The organism is Streptomyces sp. NPDC088910 (genome assembly GCF_044749865.1).
Lineage (GTDB): Bacteria > Actinomycetota > Actinomycetes > Streptomycetales > Streptomycetaceae > Actinacidiphila.
This window is the reverse complement of record NZ_JBIVIV010000011.1, coordinates 280,319-303,816: the sequence shown is the minus strand read 5'-3', so window position 1 is coordinate 303,816 and position 23,498 is coordinate 280,319. Positions and strand designations below refer to the sequence as shown.

18 protein-coding genes are annotated in these 23,498 nt (G+C 73.0%); 8 read left to right on the top strand and 10 right to left on the bottom strand.

All coding sequences use genetic code 11. From position 1 onward, the window contains the following. Positions 1 to 48: 48 nt before the first annotated feature. The 3 genes from ACIP4Z_RS25405 to ACIP4Z_RS25395 all read right to left on the bottom strand — a co-directional run bounded on the left by ACIP4Z_RS25405 (position 49) and on the right by ACIP4Z_RS25395 (position 3,354). On the bottom strand, positions 49 to 1,116 hold the full coding sequence (locus ACIP4Z_RS25405) for a DUF2637 domain-containing protein (protein WP_355338847.1): 1,068 nt from the start codon (positions 1,114 to 1,116) through the stop codon (positions 49 to 51). A gap of 175 nt (positions 1,117 to 1,291) precedes the next feature. Next, positions 1,292 to 2,167 carry a (2Fe-2S)-binding protein gene (locus ACIP4Z_RS25400; protein WP_401311740.1) on the bottom strand — a complete coding sequence of 292 codons (876 nt, stop codon included), beginning with the start codon at positions 2,165 to 2,167 and terminating at the stop codon, positions 1,292 to 1,294. A gap of 203 nt (positions 2,168 to 2,370) precedes the next feature. Then, entirely contained in the window at positions 2,371 to 3,354 is a 984-nt protein-coding gene (locus tag ACIP4Z_RS25395) for an acetylxylan esterase (protein WP_355338853.1), read from the bottom strand. A gap of 418 nt (positions 3,355 to 3,772) precedes the next feature. Between ACIP4Z_RS25395 and ACIP4Z_RS25390 the strand changes: the two genes are divergently transcribed. Beyond that, positions 3,773 to 4,501 (top strand): GntR family transcriptional regulator, encoded by a 729-nt coding sequence (locus ACIP4Z_RS25390; RefSeq protein ID WP_355338857.1) that lies wholly within the window; start codon positions 3,773 to 3,775, stop codon positions 4,499 to 4,501. An 88-nt stretch (positions 4,502 to 4,589) separates the two neighbouring features. Beyond that, positions 4,590 to 5,432 (top strand): NmrA family transcriptional regulator, encoded by an 843-nt coding sequence (locus ACIP4Z_RS25385; RefSeq protein WP_355338860.1) that lies wholly within the window; start codon positions 4,590 to 4,592, stop codon positions 5,430 to 5,432. Between the two features lie 102 nt (positions 5,433 to 5,534). Here ACIP4Z_RS25385 and ACIP4Z_RS25380 read toward each other — a convergent pair whose 3' ends face one another. Both ACIP4Z_RS25380 and ACIP4Z_RS25375 read right to left on the bottom strand, forming a co-directional pair. After that, positions 5,535 to 6,287 carry a hypothetical protein gene (locus ACIP4Z_RS25380; protein ID WP_391049409.1) on the bottom strand — a complete coding sequence of 251 codons (753 nt, stop codon included), beginning with the start codon at positions 6,285 to 6,287 and terminating at the stop codon, positions 5,535 to 5,537. A gap of 222 nt (positions 6,288 to 6,509) precedes the next feature. Further along, on the bottom strand, positions 6,510 to 8,171 hold the full coding sequence (locus ACIP4Z_RS25375) for a PucR family transcriptional regulator (RefSeq protein WP_401311804.1): 1,662 nt from the start codon (positions 8,169 to 8,171) through the stop codon (positions 6,510 to 6,512). 273 nt (positions 8,172 to 8,444) lie between these two features. Here ACIP4Z_RS25375 and ACIP4Z_RS25370 point away from each other — a divergent pair, with 273 nt between their 5' ends. The 5 genes from ACIP4Z_RS25370 (at position 8,445) to ACIP4Z_RS25350 (ending at position 15,053) form a co-directional block, all read left to right on the top strand. After that, positions 8,445 to 9,350 (top strand): xanthine dehydrogenase family protein subunit M, encoded by a 906-nt coding sequence (locus ACIP4Z_RS25370; protein ID WP_355338869.1) that lies wholly within the window; start codon positions 8,445 to 8,447, stop codon positions 9,348 to 9,350. Next, complete coding sequence (locus tag ACIP4Z_RS25365) at positions 9,341 to 9,817, top strand: (2Fe-2S)-binding protein (RefSeq protein WP_355338872.1); 477 nt, start codon at positions 9,341 to 9,343, stop codon at positions 9,815 to 9,817. Before ACIP4Z_RS25370 ends, ACIP4Z_RS25365 begins: the two co-directional genes overlap by 10 nt. Before the next feature lie 2 nt (positions 9,818 to 9,819). Beyond that, positions 9,820 to 12,234 carry a xanthine dehydrogenase family protein molybdopterin-binding subunit gene (locus ACIP4Z_RS25360; protein WP_401311734.1) on the top strand — a complete coding sequence of 805 codons (2,415 nt, stop codon included), beginning with the start codon at positions 9,820 to 9,822 and terminating at the stop codon, positions 12,232 to 12,234. Between the two features lie 136 nt (positions 12,235 to 12,370). After that, positions 12,371 to 13,837 carry an NCS2 family permease gene (locus tag ACIP4Z_RS25355; RefSeq protein ID WP_401311731.1) on the top strand — a complete coding sequence of 489 codons (1,467 nt, stop codon included), beginning with the start codon at positions 12,371 to 12,373 and terminating at the stop codon, positions 13,835 to 13,837. Positions 13,838 to 13,880: 43 nt separating this feature from the next. Next, positions 13,881 to 15,053 (top strand): XdhC family protein, encoded by a 1,173-nt coding sequence (locus ACIP4Z_RS25350; protein WP_401311728.1) that lies wholly within the window; start codon positions 13,881 to 13,883, stop codon positions 15,051 to 15,053. A gap of 120 nt (positions 15,054 to 15,173) precedes the next feature. Here ACIP4Z_RS25350 and ACIP4Z_RS25345 read toward each other — a convergent pair whose 3' ends face one another. Together ACIP4Z_RS25345 and ACIP4Z_RS25340 are read right to left on the bottom strand one after the other, a co-directional pair. Further along, positions 15,174 to 16,241 carry a CU044_5270 family protein gene (locus tag ACIP4Z_RS25345; protein WP_401311725.1) on the bottom strand — a complete coding sequence of 356 codons (1,068 nt, stop codon included), beginning with the start codon at positions 16,239 to 16,241 and terminating at the stop codon, positions 15,174 to 15,176. Continuing rightward, positions 16,238 to 16,813 (bottom strand): RNA polymerase sigma factor, encoded by a 576-nt coding sequence (locus ACIP4Z_RS25340; RefSeq protein WP_355338887.1) that lies wholly within the window; start codon positions 16,811 to 16,813, stop codon positions 16,238 to 16,240. Before ACIP4Z_RS25340 ends, ACIP4Z_RS25345 begins: the two co-directional genes overlap by 4 nt. Before the next feature lie 176 nt (positions 16,814 to 16,989). On the opposite strand from ACIP4Z_RS25340, the gene ACIP4Z_RS25335 reads away from it, so the two are divergent. Then, on the top strand, positions 16,990 to 18,105 hold the full coding sequence (locus ACIP4Z_RS25335; RefSeq protein WP_401311722.1) for a winged helix DNA-binding domain-containing protein: 1,116 nt from the start codon (positions 16,990 to 16,992) through the stop codon (positions 18,103 to 18,105). Positions 18,106 to 18,124: 19 nt separating this feature from the next. Here the strand turns inward: ACIP4Z_RS25335 and ACIP4Z_RS25330 are convergent, their stop codons facing one another. The 3 genes from ACIP4Z_RS25330 to ACIP4Z_RS25320 all read right to left on the bottom strand — a co-directional run bounded on the left by ACIP4Z_RS25330 (position 18,125) and on the right by ACIP4Z_RS25320 (position 23,377). Continuing rightward, entirely contained in the window at positions 18,125 to 20,116 is a 1,992-nt protein-coding gene (locus ACIP4Z_RS25330; protein ID WP_401311719.1) for a sigma-70 family RNA polymerase sigma factor, read from the bottom strand. 195 nt (positions 20,117 to 20,311) lie between these two features. Then, entirely contained in the window at positions 20,312 to 21,736 is a 1,425-nt protein-coding gene (locus ACIP4Z_RS25325) for a cellulose binding domain-containing protein (protein ID WP_401311716.1), read from the bottom strand. A gap of 54 nt (positions 21,737 to 21,790) precedes the next feature. After that, positions 21,791 to 23,377, bottom strand: a complete 1,587-nt coding sequence (locus ACIP4Z_RS25320) for a beta-N-acetylhexosaminidase (RefSeq protein WP_401311713.1) — start codon at positions 23,375 to 23,377, stop codon at positions 21,791 to 21,793. Positions 23,378 to 23,498 lie beyond the last annotated feature (121 nt).

Below are 23,498 nucleotides of genomic sequence, written 5' to 3'. Positions count from 1 at the left end.
TCCCGTGCCCCACCACCCGTGGGCGGCAGTCGACAACCGGCTTTCGGCTCAGCCGAATTGGCGTTCCATTTCCTCCAGCTTGCGTTCCAGGGAGTCCAGTCGGGGGAGGGTCATCGTGTCGTCCTCCGCCGTCAGGTCGATGGTGAAGGGGGCCGCGGCGTCCTCGCGTACCGGCTGGAGCGCCGGACGGGCGCGGACGGGGAGTTCGGCCGCGTGGGCCTCTATGGCAGGCTCCGATGCGGCCTGGCCGCTGCCGCCCGCGGCACTGGCCGCCGGAGGCAGTTCGACCTGACGGCCGCCCCGGCCGCCACCACGCGGCCAGTTCCTGTGCTGCCGGTTGAGCGCCTTGACGCGCGCCCGCTCCAGCCGGTCGTGGTCGCGGCGGCGCATCACGTTCTGCTCGCGCTCCCGCTTGTCCTCCCGGACCTCCTCGACCGCCTCGTCCAGCGTGCGTACGCCTTCGAGGAGCATCAGGGACCAGGCCGCGTACGTCTCACGCGGTGCCCGCATCCACCGCACCATGCGGATCTGCGGCAGCGGACGCGGTACGAGCCCCTGCTCGCGCAGCGCCGCCCGGCGGGTCTGCTTCAGCGCGCGGTCGAAGAGGACCGCGGCCGAGAGCGACATCCCGGCGAAGAACTGCGGAGCACCGGCGTGGTCGATACCGCGCGGCGCGTGCACCCAGTTGAACCAGGCGGCGGCGCCGGCGAACAGCCACACCAGCATGCGCGAGCCGAGAGCAGCGTCACCGTGGCTGGCCTCCCGCACGGCCAGTACGGAGCAGAACATCGCCGCGCCGTCCAGGCCGAACGGAACCAGGTACTCCCAGCCGCCGGTCAGGTTGAGGTTCTCCCGGCCGAAGCCGACCAGGCCGTGGAAGGAGAGGGCCGCGGCGACGGCGGCGCAGCAGAAGAGCAGCACGTACGAGGCGCTGCCGTATATCGCCTCCTTGCGGCGACGGCGCTCCTCACTGCGCTCCCACGAATCCACCTGGGCGCCGTCGGCGCTGCTCGAACTCGCCTTGCGGTTGCGGAAGACGAGCACGCAGGCCACGAGGACGACCAGGCCGATGGCCCCCGAGAGCGCCCAGTCCAGCGATATGTCCGTAAGTCTCATGTGCGATTCCTAGTGTCGCTTCCGTCGCGCTCGGGCCGCGGGACGGCTTACGAGCGACATCTTTGCGAAGAGCGCGGATGACTGGAGAGGTTATGGCCCAAGAGCACGCCTTCGGATGGATTGCTCGAACTTCCGTGCCACAACAACTCAGTTGAGCGAGATCGTAGCGTGATCGTCAGGCCGCCGAGACCAGCCGCCTGATCCGGTCCGCGTCGCAGGTCCGCGGGCAGGTGGTGCAGGCATCGGCCGGACTGATCGTATAGAACCGGCAGCAGGTGAGCCGGTCCCGGGTCCGGCTCACGGGCGGTGACGGTACGTCAGTACCGGTCGGGACCGTCAGTTCGCGGAATGCGGCGCCTCCCGCATACGGCGTAGTGCCACCGGGCAGCAGCGCGGCCAGCTCCGCCGCGGCCCGCTCCTCCTCGCCCAGCAACTGCCCCACGCGCCAGAGCCCTTCGGTGATCTCGTCGGTCGCCATGCCCCACAGCGCACGCGGTCCGCGCCGCAGCCGCGGCCCGAATCCCTCCAGCAGCGGCGCGAGATGCTCGGCCAGCGCGGCCCGCAGTTCGTCGCGCAGTGCCGCCTCGTCGGGCACGACGCGGGCGTGGGGGAGCGCCGCGGCCGGGTCGTCCGGCAGGCAGGCGAAGGAGCGCGGCCGTACGGTCATCCGGCCCGCCGCGCGGTGGAAGGACACGTCGGTGACCGCCAGCCGCGGCACCCGGCGGCTGAGGAACCACGGCACGGTGAAGAGCAGGCACGCGGGCCACGCGTAGCGGTGCAGCGCCAGCGCCGCCGCCACGTCGGGCCGCGGGCGGCGGCCGTGGTCGGCCGTGACCTGGGCGGCGACGGTGTCCGTGAGGGCGTCCGCCGCCGCGCCGCCGTCCGCCAGTTCGCGCGCCCCGACCCAGCCGGGGCCGTGCGGCAGCGGCTGGGTCACGTCGGTCGCCTCGGTCACGACGAGGCCGGGGAAGACCTGGGCGAGCCGGTCGTACGCCATGGTCAGTGGCGAGCCGGTCGGTGCGGCGGGCGGCAGGATTCTGGACACGGGCATGCGGCTCACCATCGGGTGTTTCGAGCGACACGAGATCGTTACGAGGTAAGGCTTACCTTACTCATGGAGAAGGGTTCTTGAGCAATCCGGGGTGTTTGCCACTACGGCATTCGGGGGAAAGGCGTGCCCGCACGCCCCCCTCCGGCCCATCCCCTCTGGCCCGCCCCGGCCGCCGCCCGTGCCGGGCGTGTCGCGTCGGTCCGCTACCGCTGCGCCTCCAGGTCGCGGAGCCAGCGGAGCTGGGTGGCGCGGTGTTCGGCGGAGCCGCCCTCGTGGCCGTTCCAGGGGTAGACGCTGATGTCCTTCGTGCTGCCCGACCAGTGGTTGTACGAGGCGAAGACCGTCGACGGCGGGCAGACCTGGTCCATGAGGGCCACCGAGTACAGCGCCGGAGCCGTCGCGCGGGCGGCGAAGTTGAGGCCGTCGAAGTACGAGAGGGTCGTGAACACGTCGTCGTCCGTGCCGCGTTGGGTCGCGAGGAACAGCACGATCTCCTGGTACGGGTCCCGGTCGGTGAGGGTCAGCGCGCGCCGGAAGTGCGACAGGAAGGGCACGTCGATCAGCGCCGCGGCGACCCCCGGGTGCAGTCCGGCGGCAGCGGTCGCGATGCCGCCGCCCTGGCTGCCGCCGGCCACGTACACCCGCCCGGCGTCGACGGCGGGATGGGCCGCCGCCACGTCCACCGCGCGGACGGCGTCGGTGAAGACCCGGCGGTAGTAGTACGCCTCCGGGTCCAGGATGCCGCGGGTCATGAAGCCGGGGGCCTGCGGGTTGCCGCCGCCGTGCGGGTCCGGCGTCGAGCCCGCGCTGTTGCGGCCCACCGCGCCCTGGCCGCGGGTGTCCACCACCAGCACGGCCCGGCCGGTGGCGGCCCACACCAGATGGTCGTGCGGCAGGCCGCGCCCGCCGCCGTACCCGATGTACTGGACCACGCACGGCACGGGGCCCTCCGCGCCGCGCGGCACGACCAGCCAGGCGGATATCGGGTGGCCGCCCCAGCCGGAGAAGGTCGTGTCGAAGACGTCGACGGCCGTCAACGCGGCGTCGACGGGCAGGAATTCGGCGTCGGGAGCCGACCGCGCCGCCTCGTCGAGCGTGCGCTTCCAGAAGGCGTCGAAGTCGTCGGGCTCGTGGCGCTCCGGCCGGTACGAGCGCAGTTCTTCGAGGGGCAGATCGAACAGGGCCATGCGGACTCCATGGGCGAGAGCGAACCGAGAGTAAACAAGGTCGCACAAGAATAAACGAGACCGCACGTCCGATCGGCTCCGCCAGCCCGGTCCGTCCTCTCGGACTGGTCCAATGCCGGTGGGGGATAAGGCCGTTGGGCCAGTCCACTCGTGGTTCCGGAAGCTGACGTCGGACCTGTCCGACGTCACTGCGTCGCACGGAATCCGGTGCGGGGAATTTCCCTCGGCGGGCGGTGACCGGCGCGCGTACGGCGCTCCGCGCGATACCCCGTGGGGGTAATGCGCGGGCGGCCGGGGACACCACCGGCGCGGGTTACGCTTACCGCACTGCGCCACCCGAGTGGCGTCACCAGGCACTGGTCACCGGTCACGGCCAGGACGGCCGGTCACGCTCACGGAGTACGGAGAGGGACGCCGCGTGGAACGAGCCGCACCCGGGGGCGCCGAGCAGGTACGCGGCGACCACCCGCACGCCGGGCAGCCGGAGCTGCCCGCGCCGCGGCGCATGCCCGAGCGGCTGTCCGTACGCGACCAGGTGCTCGGAGCGCTGCGGCACGCGCTCGTCAGCGGTGAGCTGCCGCCCGGCACCGTGCACTCCGCGCCCGCCCTCGCCGGCCGCTACGGCGTCTCCGCCACGCCCATCCGCGAGGCCATGCAACTGCTGGCCCGCGAGGGCGCCGTCGAGGTGCTGCCCAACCGCGGCTTCCGGATCACCGAGCGCAGCGCCCGCGACCTGGCGGAGCTGGCCGAGATCCGCGCCCTGCTCGAGGTGCCCGTCGTCCTCGGCCTCGCCCGCAGCGTCACCGCCGACCAGTGGGAGGCGCTGCGCCCGCTGGCCGAGGCGACCGTGACCGCCGCCGCCCTCGGCGACCGGGCCGCCTACGCCGAGTCCGACCGCGCCTTCCACCGCGCGATGCTGGGCCTGTCGGGCAACCTCCAGCTCGTCTCCGTCGCCGACGAGCTGCACCGCCGCGCCCAGTGGCCGCTGGCCGTCCCGCGCCCGCCGCACGCCGCCCGCCCGGCCCCGGCGGAGCTGCTCGCCGACGCCACCGAGCACGCCGTACTGCTCGACGCTCTCGTCGCGGGGGACACCGACACCGTCGAGGCGCTGGTCAGGGAGCACTTCTCGGGCGCCGCCCGCGGCTGAGCCGGTCGAGACGGCCGAAGACGCCCGCGTATGCCGGTGAGCGGGTCGGCCATGGTCCGGGGGAGGGCCGCTGACGTTGGCTTGACCCATGACGACGACAGACGCACGACACGAGACGGTGCTGGTCCTCGGCGGCAACGGGAAGACCGGCCGCCGCGTCGCCGCCGGGCTGCGCGAGCACGGGTTGCGGGTACGGATCGGCTCGCGGGCGGGCGAGCCGCCGTTCCTCTGGGAGGACCGGGGGACCTGGCCGAAGGTGCTCGACGGCGTCCGCGCCGCCTACATCGCCTACTCCCCGGACCTGGCCGCGCCCGAGGGCGCCGACGACGTGGGCGCCTTCGCCGCGCTCGCCGTGGAGCTGGGCGTACGGCGGCTGGTCCTGCTCTCCGGCCGCGGCGAGCCGGGCGCGCTCCGCGGCGAGCGGGCCGTCCAGGACAGCGGCGCCGACTGGACGATCGTACGGTCGAGCTGGTTCGCCCAGAACTTCAGCGAGGACTATCTGCTGGAGCCGGTGCTCGCCGGGGAGATCGCGCTGCCCGCGGGTGAGGTCGGCGAGCCCTTCGTCGACGCCGAGGACGTCGCGGACGTCGCCGTGGCCGCGCTGACCGCGCCGGGGCACGAGGGGAAGGTGTACGAGGTCACCGGGCCCCGCCTGCTCACCTTCGGCGAGGCCACCGCCGAGATCGCCCGCGCCACGGGGCGCGACATCCGGTACACGCACCTGCCGGCCGCCGAGTACGCCGCCCTGCTCGGCTCCCACGGGCTTCCCGCCGAGCTGGTCTCGCTCCTCACCGACCTGTTCACCGAAGTCCTCGACGGCCGCAACGCCCACACCGCGGACGGCGTCCGGCAAGCCCTGGGGCGTCCGCCGCGCGACTTCACCGAATACGCCCTGCGGGCCGCTTCCGAAGGCGCCTGGACCCGGGGCTGACCCCGCGCCGCCCCGGGGAACGCAACCGCGCGGACCGCCGCCACCGGCAGGTGTCCGGAGACGCCCGAACCGCCCCGCCGGGGCCGGTGGCGGGGGCCTGCCCTAGGCCGCCGTGAAGGCCGGGGCGAGCCAGGTGGGGACGCCGTCCAGGAGGGCGTAGAGGCGGGCGGCCTCAAGGCGGAGCCGGGCGGCCTCGGGCTCGTCCTCGACATCGGCCAGGGCGAGCAGCGCCGGGGCCGTGCCGACGAGGTGCCCGAGGGAGACCCGGATGCGGAGGGACTCCGCGAAGCCGTGCCGGGCCTCGGCGATCTCGCCGTCGGCGGCGGCGAGCCCGGCGAGGTGGCGCCAGGTGAAGGAGGTCAGGAAGACGTCGCCGTGGGCGACGGCGCCGGCGTGGGCGCGGCGGTAGGCGGCGCGGGCGGCAGCCGGATTGGCGGCGATGTTCTCGGCGACCAGGCCGCGCCGGAAGTCCAGCAGCGGCCTGCCGGGAGAGGCGGGGGACAGCAGCGCGGCGGCGCGGCCGAACGCGGAGCTGGCCTCGTCGGCGCGGTCGCGTACGGAGAACAGCGTCGCGCCGTACGCGAGGTACCCCCGTTCGGAGGCGGCGGCGCCGCGCTCCTCGTCGGTGCCCGCCAGCGCCTCGGCGGCGCGCAGCGCGTCCTCCGCCTCGGACCAGCCGTCGAGGTGGTAGAAACACCCCTCGACCAGCAGTTCCGCCCTCCGTAGCGCGGCTCCGGCGTGGTCGGCGCAGAACGGCGCGAGCAGTGTCGCCGCCTCCGCCCAGCAGCCGCGAGCCCGCAGCCGCCATACGTCCGGTTCCCCGACCACCGATTCCGACAGGGCGGTTTCCGCCACAGTCTCTCCCCCAAGCGCGTCGTCGAGCGAGTGCGAGTTCCTGCTTACGTGCAGTGGCCGAAGTCCAACATGGCGCGGGGGTCCACGCCAAGGGGTTGGAGATCACCTTTTGTGAACGGGATCACTAATGCCTGTTCGGCAGGTAGGACGGTCCAACAGGTGAACGTGTGAAGGAGATTCGACGGCCGCTTCGGCGGGCGCGCCGCCCGTACCGCCGTGCCGTCAGCTCATCCGCAGCGCGAGGAAGAAGTCCAACTTGTCCTCGAGGCGCGACAGATCACGCCCCGTCAGCTGTTCGATCCGCCCGATCCGGTACCGCAGCGTGTTCACGTGCAGGTGCAGCCGGGTGGCGCAGCGCGTCCAGGAGCCGTCGCACTCCAGGAACGCCCCAAGGGTCGGGATGAGGTCGGCGCGGTGCCTGCGGTCGTACGCGCGCAGCGGGTCGAGCAGCCGGGCGGTGAAGGCGCGGCGCACGTCGTCGGGGACGAAGGGCAGCAGCAGGACGTGGGAGGCCAGCTCCTCGTGCCCGGCCACGCAGACCCGGCCGGGGCGGGCCGCGGCCACCCGGCGCGCGTGCCTGGCCTCCTCCAGGGCGCCGCGCAGCCCCTCGGCGGACTGCACGGCGGCGCTGACGCCGATGGTCAGCCGTCCGTCGTCGGCGAGCCCGCGGCCGAGCGGGCCGCGCAGCACGTCGAGCAGCCGGTCGGCGTGCAGGGTCGCGGGGGAGTCCTCGCCGCCCTCCTGGGCGCCGGGGACCGGCGGCGGCAGCGGTACCAGCGCCATCGCCTTGTCGTCCAGGTGCGCCACCGCGATCCGGTCCGTCGCCTCGGCCCCGGCCGCCGCCGGGTCGACCAGCACTTCCTCCAGCAGGTCCCGCGCCACCGGCCCCGGCGCCAGGTCGCCGCCCGCCCAGTCGACCCGGGCGACCACGATCTGCCACTGCGGCGCGCCGCCCGCGCCCGGCACCAGGACGGGCGCCGCGGCCCGCAGCCGGGCGCCGATCTCGGCGGGCGGCGCCCCGCCGCGCACCAGCTCGAAGACCTCCGCGGCCAGCCGCCGCCGTACCGTACGGGCCGCGTCCCGCCGCTCCCGCTCCACCGCGATGAGCTGCGTGACGCCGTGCAGCAGGTCCAGGCGCTCCGCGGGCCACTCTCCGGCGTCCGCCTCGACGGCGAGGAACCAGTCGGACAGTACGGTCGCCCGTACGTCCTCAGCCCCCGCGCGGACCGGGAAGAGCGAGTAGATCCGGCCGCCCTGGACCGCGACGCGGTGCGGCGCGGGCCGGGCGGTGCGGGCGGCGGCCTGCTGGGCGCCGGCCAGCTCGGCGCGGGCCGAGGCGGCCAGCGACTGGCCCGAGCCGCCGATCTCCCGGCCGACCGCGGACAGCACCCAGGCGCGCAGGTCCAGGTCGCTGCCGAGCAGGTCGAGCACGGCGTCGGGGCCGCCGCCCGCGGGCCCCGACGACATCAGCCGCCGGTGCCGGTCCACGACCGCCGCGAGATCACCCGCCCGGCCGCCGGAGACCTGCCGGACCACGTACTCGGTGACGGTCGCGAAGGCCACCGTCTCGTCCACCGCGAACAGCGGCAGCCGGTGCCGGGCGCAGGCGGCCACCAGATCCTGCGGGATCGTGCTCAGCCCCGCCTCGCCCGCCGCGAGCGCCGCCACCCCGGCGCCGGCCAGCAGCCGGACGAAGGGCTCGCAGTCGCCGGGGCCGCGCCGCCAGGCCAGACCGGTGAGGACCAGTTCGCCGCCGGTCAGATAGCGGCTGGGGTCGCGCAGGTCCGTGGTCATCACCCCGCGGACCGTACGGTCCAGCTCGTCCTCGCCGCCGAGCAGCCGCAGGCCGAGGGCCTCGGTGTCCAGCAGTGCGCGCAGCCGCATAGTCGTCGCCTTGTCCTCTGCCGGGTCGTGGTCGCGGTCCCGGCCGTCGTCGCGGGAGCCCGGGGTCGCAGTGTCGAACACCGGTGTTGCGGGTGGGCTGCCGCGAGGTTTCGGAGCGGACCCTTTCGGAGGAATCTACAAGACCCACCCCTTGGCCAGCCAACCGCTTCATGTTTTCGGTGACTGCACCCGGACGGCCCCACAGCCGTGTACTGGGGCCACCCCGCGTGTACAGGACATGAACAGCCCACTCGGATTCGAGAAGAGAACCCCATGGAATTCCTGCGCCCCGCCAGCTGGGAGGAAGCGCTCGCCGCCAAGGCCGAGCATCCCTCCGCTGTGCCCATCGCGGGTGGCACGGACGTGATGGTCGAGATCAACTTCGACCACCGCAGGCCCGAGTTTCTGCTGGACCTGAACCGCATCGGTGAGCTCCAGGAGTGGGAGGCGGCCGAGGACACCGTCCGGCTCGGCGCCTCCGTCCCGTACACCCGGATCATGGAGAACCTCAGAGCCGAGCTGCCCGGCCTCGCGCTGGCCAGCCACACCGTCGCCTCCCCGCAGATCCGCAACCGCGGCGGTGTCGGCGGCAACCTCGGCACCGCCTCCCCGGCGGGTGACGCCCACCCGGCGCTGCTCGCGGGCGGCGGCGAGGTCGAGGCGCAGTCCGTACGCGGCACCCGGCTGATCCCCATCGACGACTTCTACCGGGGGGTGAAGCGCAACGCGCTGGAGCCCGACGAGCTGATCCGCGCCGTGCGGCTGAAGAAGGCGACCGGGCCGCAGCAGTTCTCCAAGGTCGGCACCCGCAACGCGATGGTCATCGCGGTCTGCGCCTTCGGCCTGGCCCTGCACCCCGAGATCCGCGAGGTCCGCACCGGCATCGGCTCGGCCGCGCCCACCCCGATCCGGGCGCGGACGGCCGAGGAGTTCCTGGCCGCCGCGCTGGACGAGGCCGGGCTGTGGGAGAGCCGCGGGGTGATCCCGCCCGCCGTCGCCCGGCAGTTCGCGGAGCTGGTCTCCGGGGCCGCCAACCCGATCGACGACGTCCGCGGCACCGCGTCCTACCGGCGGCACGCGCTGGCCGTCATGGCCCGCCGCACGCTCGGCTGGTCCTGGGAGCAGTACCGCGGCAACGAGCCCCACGAGCTGGACGACAGGAGCAAGCCATGCGCGTGACCTTCACCGTCAACGGCAGTCCGCAGGAAGCCGACGACGTATGGGAGGGCGAGAGCCTGCTGTACGTGCTGCGCGAGCGGATGGGCCTGCCCGGTTCCAAGAACGCCTGCGAGCAGGGCGAATGCGGCTCCTGCACGGTCCGCCTGGACGGCGTGCCGGTGTGTTCGTGTCTGGTCGCCGCGGGCCAGGCGCAGGACCGCGAGGTCGTCACCGTCGAGGGCCTGGCCGGTGAGGGCGGTGAACTCTCCACCGTCCAGCAGGCGTTCGTGGACGCGGGCGCCGTCCAGTGCGGCTTCTGCACCCCCGGACTGCTGGTCGCCGCCGACGAGTTGCTCGAACGCGTCCCCGAGCCGTCCGACGGCGACATCCGCGAGGCGCTGTCCGGCAACCTGTGCCGCTGCACCGGCTACGAGAAGATCCTCGACGCCGTACGGCTGGCCGCCGCCCGTACCGAAGGAGCGGTGTGAGCATGCCCAACACACCCGCGCCCGGCGCCGGTTCGTCCGTCACCCGGACACCCACCAGCCTCACTCAGGGCGCCGCCTCCAAGGGCGGCATCGGCGAGTCCACACTGCGCCCCGACGGCATCCTGAAGGTCACCGGCGAATTCGCGTACTCCTCGGACCTGTGGCACGAGGACATGCTGTGGGGCTACACGCTGCGCAGCACCGTCGCGCACGCCGAGATCCGCTCCATCGACACCTCGCAGGCGCTGGCCACCTCGGGCGTCTACGCGGTGCTCACCTACGACGACCTGCCCACCGAGGTGAAGAACTACGGCCTGGAGATCCAGGACACCCCGGTCCTCGCCCACGGCAAGGTCCGCCACCACGGCGAGCCGGTCGCGCTGGTCGCCGCCGACCACCCGGAGACCGCGCGCCGCGCCGCCGCGAAGATCCGCGTGGAGTACGTCGACCTGCCGGTGATCACCGACGAGGCGTCCGCCACCGCGCCGGGTGCCGTCCTGGTCCACGAGGGCCGCGAGGACCACCACATCGGCCATGTCCCGCACCCCAACATCGTCCACCGCCAGCCCATCGTGCGCGGCGACGCGGACGCGGCGGCGGCCCGCGCCGACGTGGTCGTCAGCGGCGAGTACGTCTTCGGCATGCAGGACCAGGCGTTCCTCGGCCCCGAGTCCGGCCTGGCCGTGCCCGGCGAGGACGGCGGCGTCGACCTCTACGTGGCCACCCAGTGGCTCCACTCCGACCTGCGGCAGATCGCGCCGGTCCTCGGGCTGCCGGAGAAGAAGGTCCGGATGACGCTCTCCGGCGTCGGCGGCGCCTTCGGCGGCCGTGAGGACCTGTCGATGCAGATCCACGCCTGCCTGCTGGCGCTGCGCACCGGCAAGCCCGTCAAGATCGTCTACAACCGCTTCGAGTCCTTCTTCGGCCACGTCCACCGCCACCCCGCCAAGCTCTGGTACGAGCACGGCGCGACCCGCGACGGCAAGCTCACCCACATCAAGTGCCGGATCGTGCTGGACGGCGGCGCCTACGCCTCCGCCTCCCCGGCCGTCGTCGGCAACGCCGCCTCCCTGTCGGTCGGCCCGTACGTCGTCGAGGACGTCGACATCGAGGCGCTGGCCCTCTACACCAACAACCCGCCCTGCGGCGCGATGCGCGGCTTCGGCGCGGTCCAGGCGTGCTTCGCCTACGAGGCGCAGATGGACAAGGTCGCGGCCGAACTCGGCCTGGACCCGGTCGAGTTCCGCCAGCTCAACGCCATGGAGCAGGGCACGCTCATGCCGACGGGCCAGCCCGTCGACTCGCCCGCGCCGGTCGCCGAACTGCTGCGCCGGGTCAAGGCCCGCCCGCTGCCGCCCGAGCGCCAGTGGGAGGTGGCCGGGGGAGCCGCCGACGTACGCGCGCTGCCCGGCGGCCTGTCCAACACCACGCACGGCGAAGGCGTCGTACGCGGTGTCGGCTACGCGGTCGGCATCAAGAACGTCGGCTTCTCCGAGGGCTTCGACGACTACTCCACCGCCCGAGTGCGGATGGAGGTCATCAACGGCGAGCCGGTCGCGACCGTGCACACCGCGATGGCCGAGGTCGGCCAGGGCGGCGTCACCGTGCACGCCCAGATCGCCCGCACCGAACTCGGCGTCACCCAGGTCACCATCCAGCCCGCCGACACCCAGGTCGGCTCGGCCGGTTCCACCTCCGCCTCCCGGCAGACGTACATGACCGGCGGCGCGGTGAAGAACACCTGCGAAGCCGTACGCGAGAAGGTGCTGGAGACCGGCCGCCGCAAATTCGGCACCTACCACCCGGCGTGGGCCACCGCCGAACTCCTGCTGGAGGGCGGCAAGGTCGTCACCGACGGCGGCGAGGCGCTGGCCGACATCGCGGACGTCCTGGAGGACGAAGCCGTCGACCTGGAACTGGAGTTCAGGCACCGCCCGACCGTCGCGTTCGACCTGCGCACCGGACAGGGCAACGGCCACGTCCAGTACAGCTTCGCCGCGCACCGCGCGGTGGTCGAGGTCGACACCGAACTGGGCCTGGTCAAGGTGGTCGAACTCGCCTGCGCCCAGGACGTCGGCAAGGCGCTCAACCCGCTGTCGGTCGTCGGCCAGATCCAGGGCGGCACCACGCAGGGCCTGGGCGTGGCGGTGATGGAGGAGATCATCGTCGACCCCAGGACCGCCAAGGTCCGCAACCCGTCCTTCACGGACTACCTGATCCCCACGATCCTCGACACGCCGACCATCCCGGTCGACGTGCTCGAACTCGCCGACGAGCACGCGCCCTACGGCCTGCGCGGCGTCGGCGAGGCGCCCACGTTGTCGTCCACTCCCGCGGTCCTCGCGGCGATCAGGAACGCGACGGGGCTGGAGTTGAACCGGACCCCGATCCGGCCGGAGCACCTGACCGGAACCTAGGCGGCCGGGGGGCTCCCGCCCCCCGGTCCCCCTTTCTTGTTCGTCTCGGGCCGTCCCCCGGGTCGTGCAGGCCACGCAGATCCCAAATCCCGTACACCGCGTACGAGTGCCCCTGTGAACCTTGGGAGTTGGCACCATGACCCAGACGCCAGTAGAGCCGCGGACGGCGGCGGAGGACGCGGGCGAAGGCTCGCGACAGCCCGCCGGGAGATCCTGGCTCGACCGGTACTTCCACATCTCGGCCCGAGGCTCGTCGATCCCCCGCGAGGTCCGCGGCGGCATCACGACCTTCATGGCGATGTGCTACATCCTGCTCCTCAACCCGCTGCTGCTGTCGGGACCCGACGTGGCGGGGCACAAGCTCAGCCACGCCGCGCTGATCACCGCGACGGCGCTGGCCGCCGCTGTCTCCACCCTGCTGATGGGCTTCGTCGGCAAGGTGCCGCTCGCGCTCGCGGCGGGGCTGAGCGTGGCCGGGGTGATCTCCACCCAAGTGGCTCCGAACATGACCTGGCCGCAGGCTATGGGTATGTGCGTGATCTACGGCGGCGTCATCGTGCTGCTGGTGGTCACCGGGCTGCGCGAGATCGTCATGAACGCGATACCGCTGGCGCTCAAGCACGGCATCACCATCGGCATCGGCATGTTCATCGCGATGATCGGCCTGGTCAACGCCGGTTTCGTCGGCAAGGGCGACCCGCACGGCACGGCCCCGGTCGCCCTCGGCGCCGGCGGCCAGCTGCGCGGCTGGCCCGTGCTGCTCTTCTGCGTGACCCTGCTGCTGATCTTCATGCTCCAGGCCAGGAATCTGCCGGGCGCGATCCTGATCGGCATCGTGGCCGGCACCGTCCTGTCCGTGATCGTCAACGCGGCGGGCGACCTCACGGCGGCCGACTGGGGAGGCAGCGCGCCCAAGCTGGAGGGCAGCGCGGTCTCGATGCCGGACTTCGGGCTCTTCGGCCATGTCGAGTTCGGCGGCTGGGGCTCGATCGGCGGTATGACCGTCGGCGTCATCGTTTTCACTCTGGTGCTCGCCGGGTTCTTCGACGCGATGGCCACCATCATCGGCGTCGGCACCGAGGCCGGGCTCGCCGACGACAAGGGCCGGATGCCGGGCCTGTCGAAGGCGCTGTTCATCGACGGCGCGGGCGGCGCGATCGGCGGCGTCGCGGGAGCGTCGGGGCAGACCGTCTTCATCGAGTCCGCGACCGGCGTCGGCGAGGGCGCCCGCACCGGCCTGTCCTCGGTCGTCACCGGCGTCCTCTTCGCGCTCGGCCTGTTCTTCACCCCACTGGCTCAGATCGTGCCCGGCCAGGTCGCCGCCGCCGCGCTCGTCGTGATCGGCGCGATGATGATGAGCAACGCACGGCACGTCGACTGGTCCGACCGCGCCGTGGCCGTACCGGTCTTCATGACCGTCGCCCTCATGCCGTTCACCTACTCCATCACCGCGGGAGTCGGCGCCGGGGTCGTCTCGTACACCGCCATCAAGGCCGCGCAGGGCAAATGGCGCGAGCCGGGGCTGTTCATGTGGATTCTCACGGCCGTCTTCGTCGTCTATTTCGCCCTGCACCCGATCGAGGGCTGGCTCGGCGTCAAGTGACCGCCGGGAAGAGTGAGTTGTAGGAAGAAGGAGCTGGAACGCCATGCTGGACATCGCTGACGAGTTGTACCGCTGGTGCGGTCTCGGGCGTCCGTTCGCCGTCGCGACGGTCGTCGCGACCGGCGGCAGCGCCCCCCGCCAGCCCGGTGCGGCGCTCGCCGTCGACGGCGGCGGCGACGCCATCGGCAGCGTGTCCGGCGGGTGCGTGGAAGGCGCGGTCTACGAGCTGTGCCGGGAGGTGCTGGCCGCGGGCCCCGACGCGGCCGCGGTCCTCCAGCACTTCGGCTACTCCGACGAGGACGCCTTCGCCGTCGGCCTGACCTGCGGCGGCGCGATCGACATCTTCGTGCAGCGGATCGACCCCGCGGTACGGCCCGAGGTCGTCGCGGCGCTGGCCGCGGCCGTCTCCGGCGAGGCGGCGGCGGTGGCCCGTGTGGTCGAGGGCCCGGCGGAGCTGCTGGGCCGGGCGCTGCTGGTGTCCGAGGCCGAAGGCGCCGGTGCGTACGCGGGCTCGCTCGGTGACGACGAGCGGGACCGTACGGCGGCGGCCGAGACCCGCGCGCTGCTGGCCGCCGGGCGCACCGGGACCGTCGTGATCGGCGCGGACGGCAGCCGCTGCGGCGCGCCGCTCACCCTGCTGGTCGAGGCCAGCGTGCCGCCGCCGCGGATGCTGGTCTTCGGGGCGATCGACTTCGCGTCTGCGCTGGTACGGGCGGGCAAGTTCCTCGGCTACCACGTGACGATCTGCGACGCGCGGCCGGTCTTCGCCACCGCCCGCCGCTTCCCCGAGGCCGACGAGGTGGTCGTCGACTGGCCGCACCGCTACCTGGAGGCAGAGGCGCGGCAGCGGCGGCTGGACGGCCGTACGGCGGTCTGCGTCCTCACCCACGACGCCAAGTTCGACATCCCCCTGCTGGAGCGGGCGCTGCGGCTGCCGCTGGCCTACATCGGCGCGATGGGCTCGCGCCGCACCCATCTCGCGCGCCTGGACCGGCTGCGCGACACCGGGGTGACCGAACTCGACCTGGCCAGGCTCCACTCGCCGATCGGCCTCGACCTCGGCGCCCGCACGCCCGAGGAGACCGCCCTGTCGATCGCCGCCGAGATCGTCGCCCACTCGCGCGGCGGCTCCGGCGCCCCCCTCACCGGCGCCCGCACCCCGATCCACCACGAGCCCAAGACCCCGTCCCGCCGCCTGGGCTCCCCGGCCGCGTAGCGGCCACCGGCCCGCCGAGACCGGGTGCGGGTCCCGATCGGGACCCGCACCCGGACCTCGCCGCACCGCCGTTGCGGGGCCCGGGTCCAGGGCGACCCGAACTCCTGTTGGCGGTGTCGGTCAGCGTGTTTTGAGCGGCGCCTGGACGACCGGGGGCAGTTCCACGATGTCCGAGGGGTCCGGGGCGGGGCCGCCGGGCATCTGGCCGGGATGGTCGACGACGCCGGTCGTCACGCGGGCGAAGGAATCGGAGAAGTCGCTCTCTCCGTGCCAGTCGACGCGGTCGCCGCGGTAGGTGTACGTGCTCGGGTCCAGGATGAGGTACTCGTGCGTTCGTTGCCGATCGTGGAAATCGAAGGCGATGGCGAGTCCCGGCCGACCGGCCGCGTCTCGCATCGGCGTGCTGACCAGCGTGGTTCCGGGGATCAGCGCCAGCGCGTGGTACAGCGCGGCGTTGATCCGGGGCGGGACGGTCGATGCGGTCCGCAGAATGTGGAGGATCCTGGTGAACTGCGCTGCGGGTGTGACGGCCGGGGGCCGTTCACCCAGGCTGTGGAATATTCCGTTGGTGGGGGCCGCGCCCGGCTCTTCTCCTGAACTGTTGAAGAAGGGGTCAGTACTCACCCGCCTGAGGAGCTCGTGGGGATCGGTGGGCAGTCGGGACAGAACCTCGCGGGTCTCCCGCGGATGGTCCCCGACCTTCCCCGAGCGGAAGGGGGTGAAGACATCGCGCACCTGGACGGCAGTGCGGTTTCCTGACGCCAAGGACTTGCCGACCGACGCGCTCTTGAGACCGTCGTACCGGTACCAGGACCGCTCGTGCCCGCACGTCGTCACGCAGACAACATCGTCCGTGTACAACCACTGGTGGAGACCCGGCTCCTTGCCCGGACCCTTCGCGGCGTTGTCCGCGGCGGCGTCCAGCACCTGGGCGACCGTCATGGCGTGTACCGGCCGGGGCTGCGCTCCCCGGACGGAGGAGGTCGCGACGATCGTGGTGGCCGCCACGCCCGCGGCCAGGCCCGCGAACGCGGTCCGACGTACGGCGGGACGTGCGAGCATCCCGCGGGCGGCCACCGGCGGCTTTGGTCGGGATGCCCGCTCTGTTTCCCGCTGTTCGGCTCGTACCTGTTCCAGTAGGGCCAGCTCGGCACCGAGGCGTTGCTTGAATCCGACCGGGGTGTTCATCGGGTGACCTCCGTGAGGGGGGAATCGAATGCGGCGGACGGGGTGGTGGATTCGGCACGCAGGGCGGCGCGGGCGCGGTGCAGGCGGACCCGGGCGGTCGCCTGGGAGATCCGGAGCACCTTCGCGGCCTCCTTGGTCGTGAGACCGTCGACAGCGACGAGGTCGATCACCGCGCGCAGCGGCTCGGAGAGCCCGGCGTGCCGGGCGAGCAACTCCCTGGCCGCCCATTCGGCGTCGATGCGCTCCTCGAAGCGCTGCATGTCCTGCTCGTCCAGCAGCCGCCGACCGCTGACCGCGGCCACCGCGTCCCGCTCACGTACCGCGCGGCGGGCATGCGCGGCCGTGGTGTTGCGGGCGATCCCGTAGAGCCACATGAGGTGCGTGCCGCGCCTGGGGTCGTAACCCTCGAATGCCTCCAGCGCGGCCACGAAGACGTCGGCGGTCAGGTCGGCGGCCAAGTGCCGGTCGGTGGTTCTCCGGGTAATGAAGCCGAGAACGGCGTCGAAGTGCGCCTCGTACACCTCGCCGAACGGGGTTCGGTTCCGTCCGGGCTCGTGCGTGGGTATCTGCACGCGGGGACCTCCTGTGCTGTCTGCCACCTGTCACCCATCACTTGGTTCGGGGACCGAAAACCGTTTCTTCCCGCAGGTCAGGGTGGCCAGTGGCTCGGCCGTCGCGCGCACCGCCCGCACCGCCCGCCCGCCGTCGCGGACAGCAACTGTCCGCGACGGGCCCTAGCGTAGGAGCCATGCTCACGCCGCTCGACCGCCGCACTCTCAACCGGACCCTGCTCGCGCGCCAGCTTCTGCTGGACCGGCGGCGTTCAGCCGCCGAGGACGCCGTCGCCCATCTGCTCGGACTCCAGTCGCAGCACCCCACCTCGCCCTATCCGGGCCTGTGGACCCGGCTGAACGGCTTCCGCTTCGACGAGTTGGGCACGCTGCTCACCGAACGCGCGGTGGTGCGCGTCGTCTTGATGCGCGGCACCGTGCATCTGGTGACGGCCGCGGACGCGCTGCGGCTGCGGCCGTGGATCCAGCCGATGCTGGACCGAGGATTTCGCGGCTCGCAGTGGGCGGCCGGGGCCGCGGGCGTCGACCGCGCGGAACTGGTCGCGCACGGCCGCGAGGCGCTGGCCGAACGGCCGCTGGGACCCGCCGAGTTGCGTACCGCGCTGAGCGCCCGCTGGCCCGACGCGGACCCCGCCTCGCTGGTCAACGCGCTACGGGTGTGGGCGCCGCTGGCACAGGTGCCGCCGCGCGGGCTGTGGGGCGCGAGCGCCCAGCCCGCCTACACCCTGCTGGACGACTGGCTGGGACAGCCGATGGCCGACCCCGCCGCGACCGCCGCGGAACCGGCCGCGCTGGTCCGCCGCTACCTGGCCGCGTACGGCCCCGCCACCCCCGCCGACATGCAGAAGTGGTGCGGACTCACCGGCCTCAAGAAGGTCTTCACCGCGCTGGACTGCCGGACCTACACCGCCGAGGACGGCAAGGAGCTGTACGACCTGCCGGACGCGGAACTCACCGACCCCGCCACCGAGGTCTCCGCGCGCTTCGTCGCCGACTTCGACAATCTGCTGCTCTCGCACGCCGACCGCACCCGCGTCCTCGCCGACGAGCACCGGCCGCGGGTGATGACCGTCAACGGCATCATCCGCGGCACGGTCCTGGTCGACGGATTCGTCGGCGGCACCTGGCGGTTCGAGCGTGCCAAGGACACCGCGGCCGTCGTCGTCGCGCCCTTCGCGCCGCTGCGCCCGGCCGACCGGGACGCGCTCGACGCGGAGGGTCTGCGGCTGCTGGCCGCCTCCGACCCGCGGGCGCGGACGCCCGAGGTGCGGTTCGAGCGGCCCGCCGGGTGAGGCGGCGCGCTGCGACCGCTCAGCGCGCCGCCTCGAACGCCCGCCCCGCCGCCGTCTCCACCGGACCGCTGTGGAACAGCCCGCTGCTCGGCTTGTTGTCGTCGGCGGGCAGCCCGAACCAGGCGTACCGCTGGAGCCACGGCAGTCCGTCGAGCATCTTCGTCGCGGCCGTCACGAAGGCGGCCTGCTGGCTGTCGGTCGGGAAGCGGACGCCGTTGGCGAAGTCGATCAGCGCGAATTCGGTGAGCCAGATCGGCTTGTTGTACCGGTTGTGGACCGCCGTCAGATACGACTTGAGCTGGGAGACCGCGTTCGGCGTCGTGAAGTCCCCGCCGTACCAGTGCAGGGCGATGAAGTCGACGCGGTAGCCGCGCTGTTGAGCCCCCGACATGAACCGGTCGAGCCAGCCGCCGGCCGTGTCGCCGCCGTAGGCGACCGCGGGACTGCCGAGCACCTTGCCGTTCGCCATCAACTTCGGCCACAGCGACAGCGCCTGATTGACCGTCATGTTCGCCTGGCCGCCCATGTCCGGCTCGTTGAAGCCCAGCAGGTACGGACCCGCCGCCTTCGCCTGCGCCAGCGCCGTCGGACTCGCGCTGTCACCGCCCCAGATCATCGGCACGAAGCCGGGTCCGCTGATGCCGCCGTGCGTCGTGGACCACGTGTAGTACCAGCCCGCGCCCGACCGGTCGAGCGCGGTGTTCACACCGGGGAAGGACCACACCCCGACGCCCTTGCGGACCGAGGAGACCGGCGCGACCGGCGGCGGCGCCGCGGGCGGCGGCGCGTGGGTCGTCGGCGTGGGCTTGCGCGGCGGCTTCGTCGTCGGCTTGGCGCCGGTCCTCGTCGCGGACGGCGTGGGGGAGGGGGAGGCGGTCGTGGCGGGCGCCGAGATCGTCACCGAAGGACGGATCGGCGTGCTGTCGGCGGCCGGGGTGCCGGGGGACCGGTCGGCCGACAGGTGCACGGCCAGCAGCGCTCCGGCCGCCACCGCCGCGACCGCGCCCATCGCGGCGGCCGGGACGCTCAGCGGACCGTGCAGCAGCCTGCCGCGGATTCCCCGGGGCGCACCGCTCCGCCGTGGGGGGCGGTGTCGCGGAGCGGTGCGCGGGGCCGCCGCTTGGGGAGCGGCCTGGGAGGGGGGTATCGGGGAGTGCGCGGGCGGCGGGCCCGCGGGGCCGGTGTGCGGGGGCGCCGCCGGGGCGTGCCCGCCGAAGGGCGCGCTGAACGGCATCCCGAGCGGCACCGGCAGCAGCGGCAGCCCGCTGAGCAGCCGGTCCATCGGCAGCAGCGTCCGGCCGCGCTGCCCGCAGTCCGGGCAGCCGCGGATGTGCCGCGCGAAGCGCTTGCGCCACAGCGGGCTCGGCACACCGTCCCAGCCGCCGGTCACATGCGTGAGACCCGCGCAGCCGCCCGCGTCGCCGAGCGCCCGCACCACCGTGCGCGAGGTTTCGAGCTGTTCCTTCATCCGCTGGACCTTCACCGCGGCGTGCTGCCGGGTCAGGCCCAGGGCGTCGGCCAGCTCCGAGCGGCCGAGGTCGCCGGTCTCCTCCAGCCACCACAGCGCGAGCAGTGTACGGTCGTCGCGGTCCAGCCAGCGGGTGGCCTCCGCGATCTCCCGGCGCTGGTCGGTCAGCCCGAGCCGCAGGATCGTCACGGCGGCGAAGTCCGAGGCCGGGTCCGGTATCAGCTCCGCCGCGTCCAGGGCGGTCTGCTGGTGCCACGCCGCCTTGCGCGCCTGCTCGCGGTCGCGCACCTGGCGGACCGCGATGGCCACCAGCCAGGAGCGGAACGCCGCCGGGTCGCGCAGGTCGGACAGGCCGCGGACCACCCGCAGCAGCGTCTCCTGCACCACGTCGTCCACGTCGTCGTGCCCGTCCAGGGCGCGCCCGACGATGTTGTAGACCAGCGGCAGGCACTCCGCGACCAGCCGGTCGAGTGCCGCCTGGTCGCCCGCCCGCGCGGCACTCACCAACGCGGGGTCGGGACCGACCCGGTCGCCTGCGCGCATGCTGCTCACACTCCGTCCTGGCCCGGACTCCGGCCGGGTGACACGTATCTGCCCTCGGACAGGAGACGCTGCCACGACCAGGGGGATAACAGAAACCCGCCGGCCCCCCGGACTTCCCGCGCGGGGAGGTCCGGGGGGCCGGCGACCGGACGGCGGGCCGGGCCCCCGGTCCGGGGGCCCGGCCGCGCCACCGGATCAGGAGGACGGCACGGTGTCCGTGAAGGTGGTGCCCGCCGTGCGGTAGGCCGCGACCTGGGTCTGCACCTGGGCGGGCGTCAGCACCTGGTCCTTGAGGAAGTACACGTAGTCGACCTGCTGGTTGTACGAGCGCGGGGTGTTGCTCGTCTGGCCCGCGAGGTCGATCAGCCAGTGGTTGAAGTCGATCCACTGCGGCGTCTCGGGCAGGTACGGCTCGCCGTGCTGCGCGACCTGGTTGCCGTCGATGTAGTAGGTGATGTTCGTGTTGTCGATGGTGATCTGGAGGTTGTGCCAGCCGTCGAGGCTGCCGTACTGCTGGCCGTGGGTGTTGACCGCGTTCCACGGGTCCGGGTTGTAGGTCTCCCAGGACGTCTCGTACATGATGTTCTGGGTCTCGCCCCAGCCGCCGTTGGGCAGGTACTCGAAGTCCTGCTCGCTGTAGTTCGGGTCCATCGGCGCGTTGAGCGGCGTGAAGGTGAAGAAGGTCTGGTTGACGTGGTCGCCGTCGGGGCCGCCGGTCGGTGTGTCGTTGAACTTGACCCGGGCCGCGTAGGTGCCGTTCTTGAACTTCCTTGCGGTGGTCTGGAGTTCGGTCTCCTTGGTGCCCGCCGCCGTGCCGTCGGTGGTGAGCCGCAGATTCATCACCTTGTTGCTCGCGCCGTCGGCGACGAAGGTCACGTCCTGCGGCGACCAGGTGGCGCCGGCCACACCGGGGCCGCCCTGACCGGACTTGACCGTCCAGCCGTGCTGCTGCACGGCCGGGTCGGAGCTGGAGGTGTAGTTGAAGTCGTCGAACATCGCGGGACCGGTCGGGTTGCCGGTCGGCGGGGTGGTCGGGGGAGTGGTGGGCGGGTTGGTCGGGTCGTTGCCCGCGGGCGCGGTGCCCCAGACCACGGCGCCGCTCTTCTGCACCGTGACCTTGTTCCAGTTCGCGTAGGCCGTCTGCGAGCCGTTGAAGGAGTAGTCGTCGGACTGCGTGAGGGTCTGCCAGTCGGCGCGGTAGAACCGCAGTTGCATGTCACCGGTGTTCTGACCCGGCGTCAGCGAACCCGCGCCCGAAGTGAAGCCGATCTCCAGGTAGCGGTCCGCGGTGGCCGTCGGATTGGCCAGCGTCCCGAAGGTGCCGGTGATGTTGCCGCAGCCCTTGACCGCCCACGAGCACGCGAAGCGGTAACTGACGTTCGGGCCGTCGGACTTGAAGTAGTACCGCACGGTGACGGTGTTCAACGGCACCGTGGTGCTGCCGGTGTTGGTGACCTCCAGCCACGGCTCCGACTGGTCGGCGGTGGCGCCGGAGGCGCTGGTGCGGTACTGCGCGCTCAGCGAGTCCTGCGCCGCCGAGGCGGGCATCGCGGTGAGCGCGGCGCAGGCGAGACCGGCCGCCGTACAGACGGCCATCGCCGTACGGACGCGGGTCGACATGCGGAACTTTCCTGACACGGTGATCCCTTTCCAGAGGGGGGTGATGGTGCGGGACTACTGGGAGATGGTCCGGGGAGAGGTGGTGCGGGAGGTGGCTCGGGGGGTGTGCGGCGGGACCGCGGGGTGCGGGATCGTCCGGTGGGCGATACCCAGCGCCGCCAGCCGGTCCTCGTGCCGGAGCAGGGCGGGCAGGAAGTCCGTCGACCAGTCGCCCGCCGGATTCCAGGCCCGGTCGGCGAGCGCGCACAGCCGGGGGAAGACCAGGTACTCGGCGTGTTCGGCGGTCGGCACGAATTCGCTCCAGAGCTGCGCCTGCGTGCCCAGCACCCGTGCCGCCGCGGCCGGTTCCCAGTCGGCGGGTACGGTCTCGCCGCCGTGCACGGCCCGCAGGTCGACGATTCCGCCCGCCTGGCCGAGCGGTTCACCGGGCTGTTCGGTCTGCGGGTAGTCCAGATACGTGGAGCGGTGCGGCGCCATGATCACGTCGTGGCCGCGCCGGGCGGCGGCCAGCCCGTGGTCGGTGTCCCGCCACGGCATCACGGTGAACTCCGGCGGCAGCGTGCCCGAGTCCTCCGCCCAGCACAGCGGACGCCGTCCCGCCTCGATCAGGAAGTCGCCGATCCGCCCGAGGAACCAGCCGCGCAGGTCCTTGGGCGCGGCCAGGCCCAGCTCCGCCGCGCGCCGCCGCGCCGCCGGGCTCTCCTCCCACTCGGTGACCGGGCACTCGTCGCCGCCGATGTGCACGTACGAGGAGGGGAACACGTCGAGCACCTCGCCGAGCACGGTGCGGCAGAAGTCCAGCACCTCGTCGTGGACGCCGAGGATGTTGCGGCACACACCCCACTCGGTCCACACGTCCAGCTCGCGCCCCGGCACGTTCCCCAGGTGCGGATAGGCCGCCAGCGCCGCGCGGGTGTGCCCCGGCATCTCGATCTCCGGCACCACCGTGACGCCGCGCTCGGCCGCGTAGGCGACCAGCGACCGCAGCTCTGCGGTGGTGTACGCCCCCGCGTGCGGCAGGTCGTCGAACCGGCCGCTGCCCGAACGCCCGATCATCGAGCGGGACCTGGCCCCGCCGACCTCGGTGAGCCGGGGGTAGGCGGCGACCGGCATCCGCCAGCCCTGGTCGTCGGTCAGGTGCAGATGCAGCACGTTCAGCTTGTGGAACGCCAGCAGGTCCACGAAGCGCCGCAGGAACGACACCGGCTGGAAGTGCCGGGCGACGTCCAGCATCATGCCCCGCCAGCCGAACCTCGGCACGTCCGTGACCTGCACGCACGGCATGCGCCAGGCGACCCCGCTCTCCGGGCGCTCCGACAGGGCCTGCGCGGGCAGCAGTTGACGGATCGTCTGCACACCGTGCAGCAGCCCGGCCGGCCTGGCCGCCCGCAGCAGCACCGCGTCGGGCCCGACGGTCAGGCCGTAGCCCTCCGCGCCGAGACCGCCGAGCTCGGGGTCGAGCGCGAGCACCACCCGGCCGGTGGGCGAGGGCCGCAGCGGCAGCCCGGTGGCGGGCGCGAGCAGCGTACGCAGCAGGTCCGCCGCGCCCTGGGCGCCGTCGCTCGCCCGGACGCACGTGGTCGCGTCGAAGGTGAAGTGGCCGGGGATACGGGCGAGATGGGAGGGGTGCGGAATGATCACAGCGGCTCCAGTGGGGGCGGCGGGGGTCGGCGGTCGACGGCGTCGAGCGAGGTGACCTGGGAGCGGGCGTGGGGAGCGGTCGCGGGGGCAGGGGGCGTGGACAGCGGTCGCGGGCAGGGAG

What these genes read in the sequence shown, in the direction of transcription:
- ACIP4Z_RS25405 (WP_355338847.1), bottom strand. Translation starts at nt 1,116, where the DNA reads ATGAGACTTACGGACATATCGCTGGACTGGGCGCTCTCGGGGGCCATC.
- ACIP4Z_RS25400 (WP_401311740.1), bottom strand. Translation starts at nt 2,167, where the DNA reads ATGCCCGTGTCCAGAATCCTGCCGCCCGCCGCACCGACCGGCTCGCCA.
- ACIP4Z_RS25395 (WP_355338853.1), bottom strand. Translation starts at nt 3,354, where the DNA reads ATGGCCCTGTTCGATCTGCCCCTCGAAGAACTGCGCTCGTACCGGCCG.
- ACIP4Z_RS25385 (WP_355338860.1), top strand. Translation starts at nt 4,590, where the DNA reads ATGACGACGACAGACGCACGACACGAGACGGTGCTGGTCCTCGGCGGC.
- ACIP4Z_RS25375 (WP_401311804.1), bottom strand. Translation starts at nt 8,171, where the DNA reads ATGCGGCTGCGCGCACTGCTGGACACCGAGGCCCTCGGCCTGCGGCTG.
- ACIP4Z_RS25370 (WP_355338869.1), top strand. Translation starts at nt 8,445, where the DNA reads ATGGAATTCCTGCGCCCCGCCAGCTGGGAGGAAGCGCTCGCCGCCAAG.
- ACIP4Z_RS25365 (WP_355338872.1), top strand. Translation starts at nt 9,341, where the DNA reads ATGCGCGTGACCTTCACCGTCAACGGCAGTCCGCAGGAAGCCGACGAC.
- ACIP4Z_RS25360 (WP_401311734.1), top strand. Translation starts at nt 9,820, where the DNA reads ATGCCCAACACACCCGCGCCCGGCGCCGGTTCGTCCGTCACCCGGACA.
- ACIP4Z_RS25355 (WP_401311731.1), top strand. Translation starts at nt 12,371, where the DNA reads ATGACCCAGACGCCAGTAGAGCCGCGGACGGCGGCGGAGGACGCGGGC.
- ACIP4Z_RS25350 (WP_401311728.1), top strand. Translation starts at nt 13,881, where the DNA reads ATGCTGGACATCGCTGACGAGTTGTACCGCTGGTGCGGTCTCGGGCGT.
- ACIP4Z_RS25345 (WP_401311725.1), bottom strand. Translation starts at nt 16,241, where the DNA reads ATGAACACCCCGGTCGGATTCAAGCAACGCCTCGGTGCCGAGCTGGCC.
- ACIP4Z_RS25335 (WP_401311722.1), top strand. Translation starts at nt 16,990, where the DNA reads ATGCTCACGCCGCTCGACCGCCGCACTCTCAACCGGACCCTGCTCGCG.
- ACIP4Z_RS25330 (WP_401311719.1), bottom strand. Translation starts at nt 20,116, where the DNA reads ATGCGCGCAGGCGACCGGGTCGGTCCCGACCCCGCGTTGGTGAGTGCC.
- ACIP4Z_RS25325 (WP_401311716.1), bottom strand. Translation starts at nt 21,736, where the DNA reads ATGTCGACCCGCGTCCGTACGGCGATGGCCGTCTGTACGGCGGCCGGT.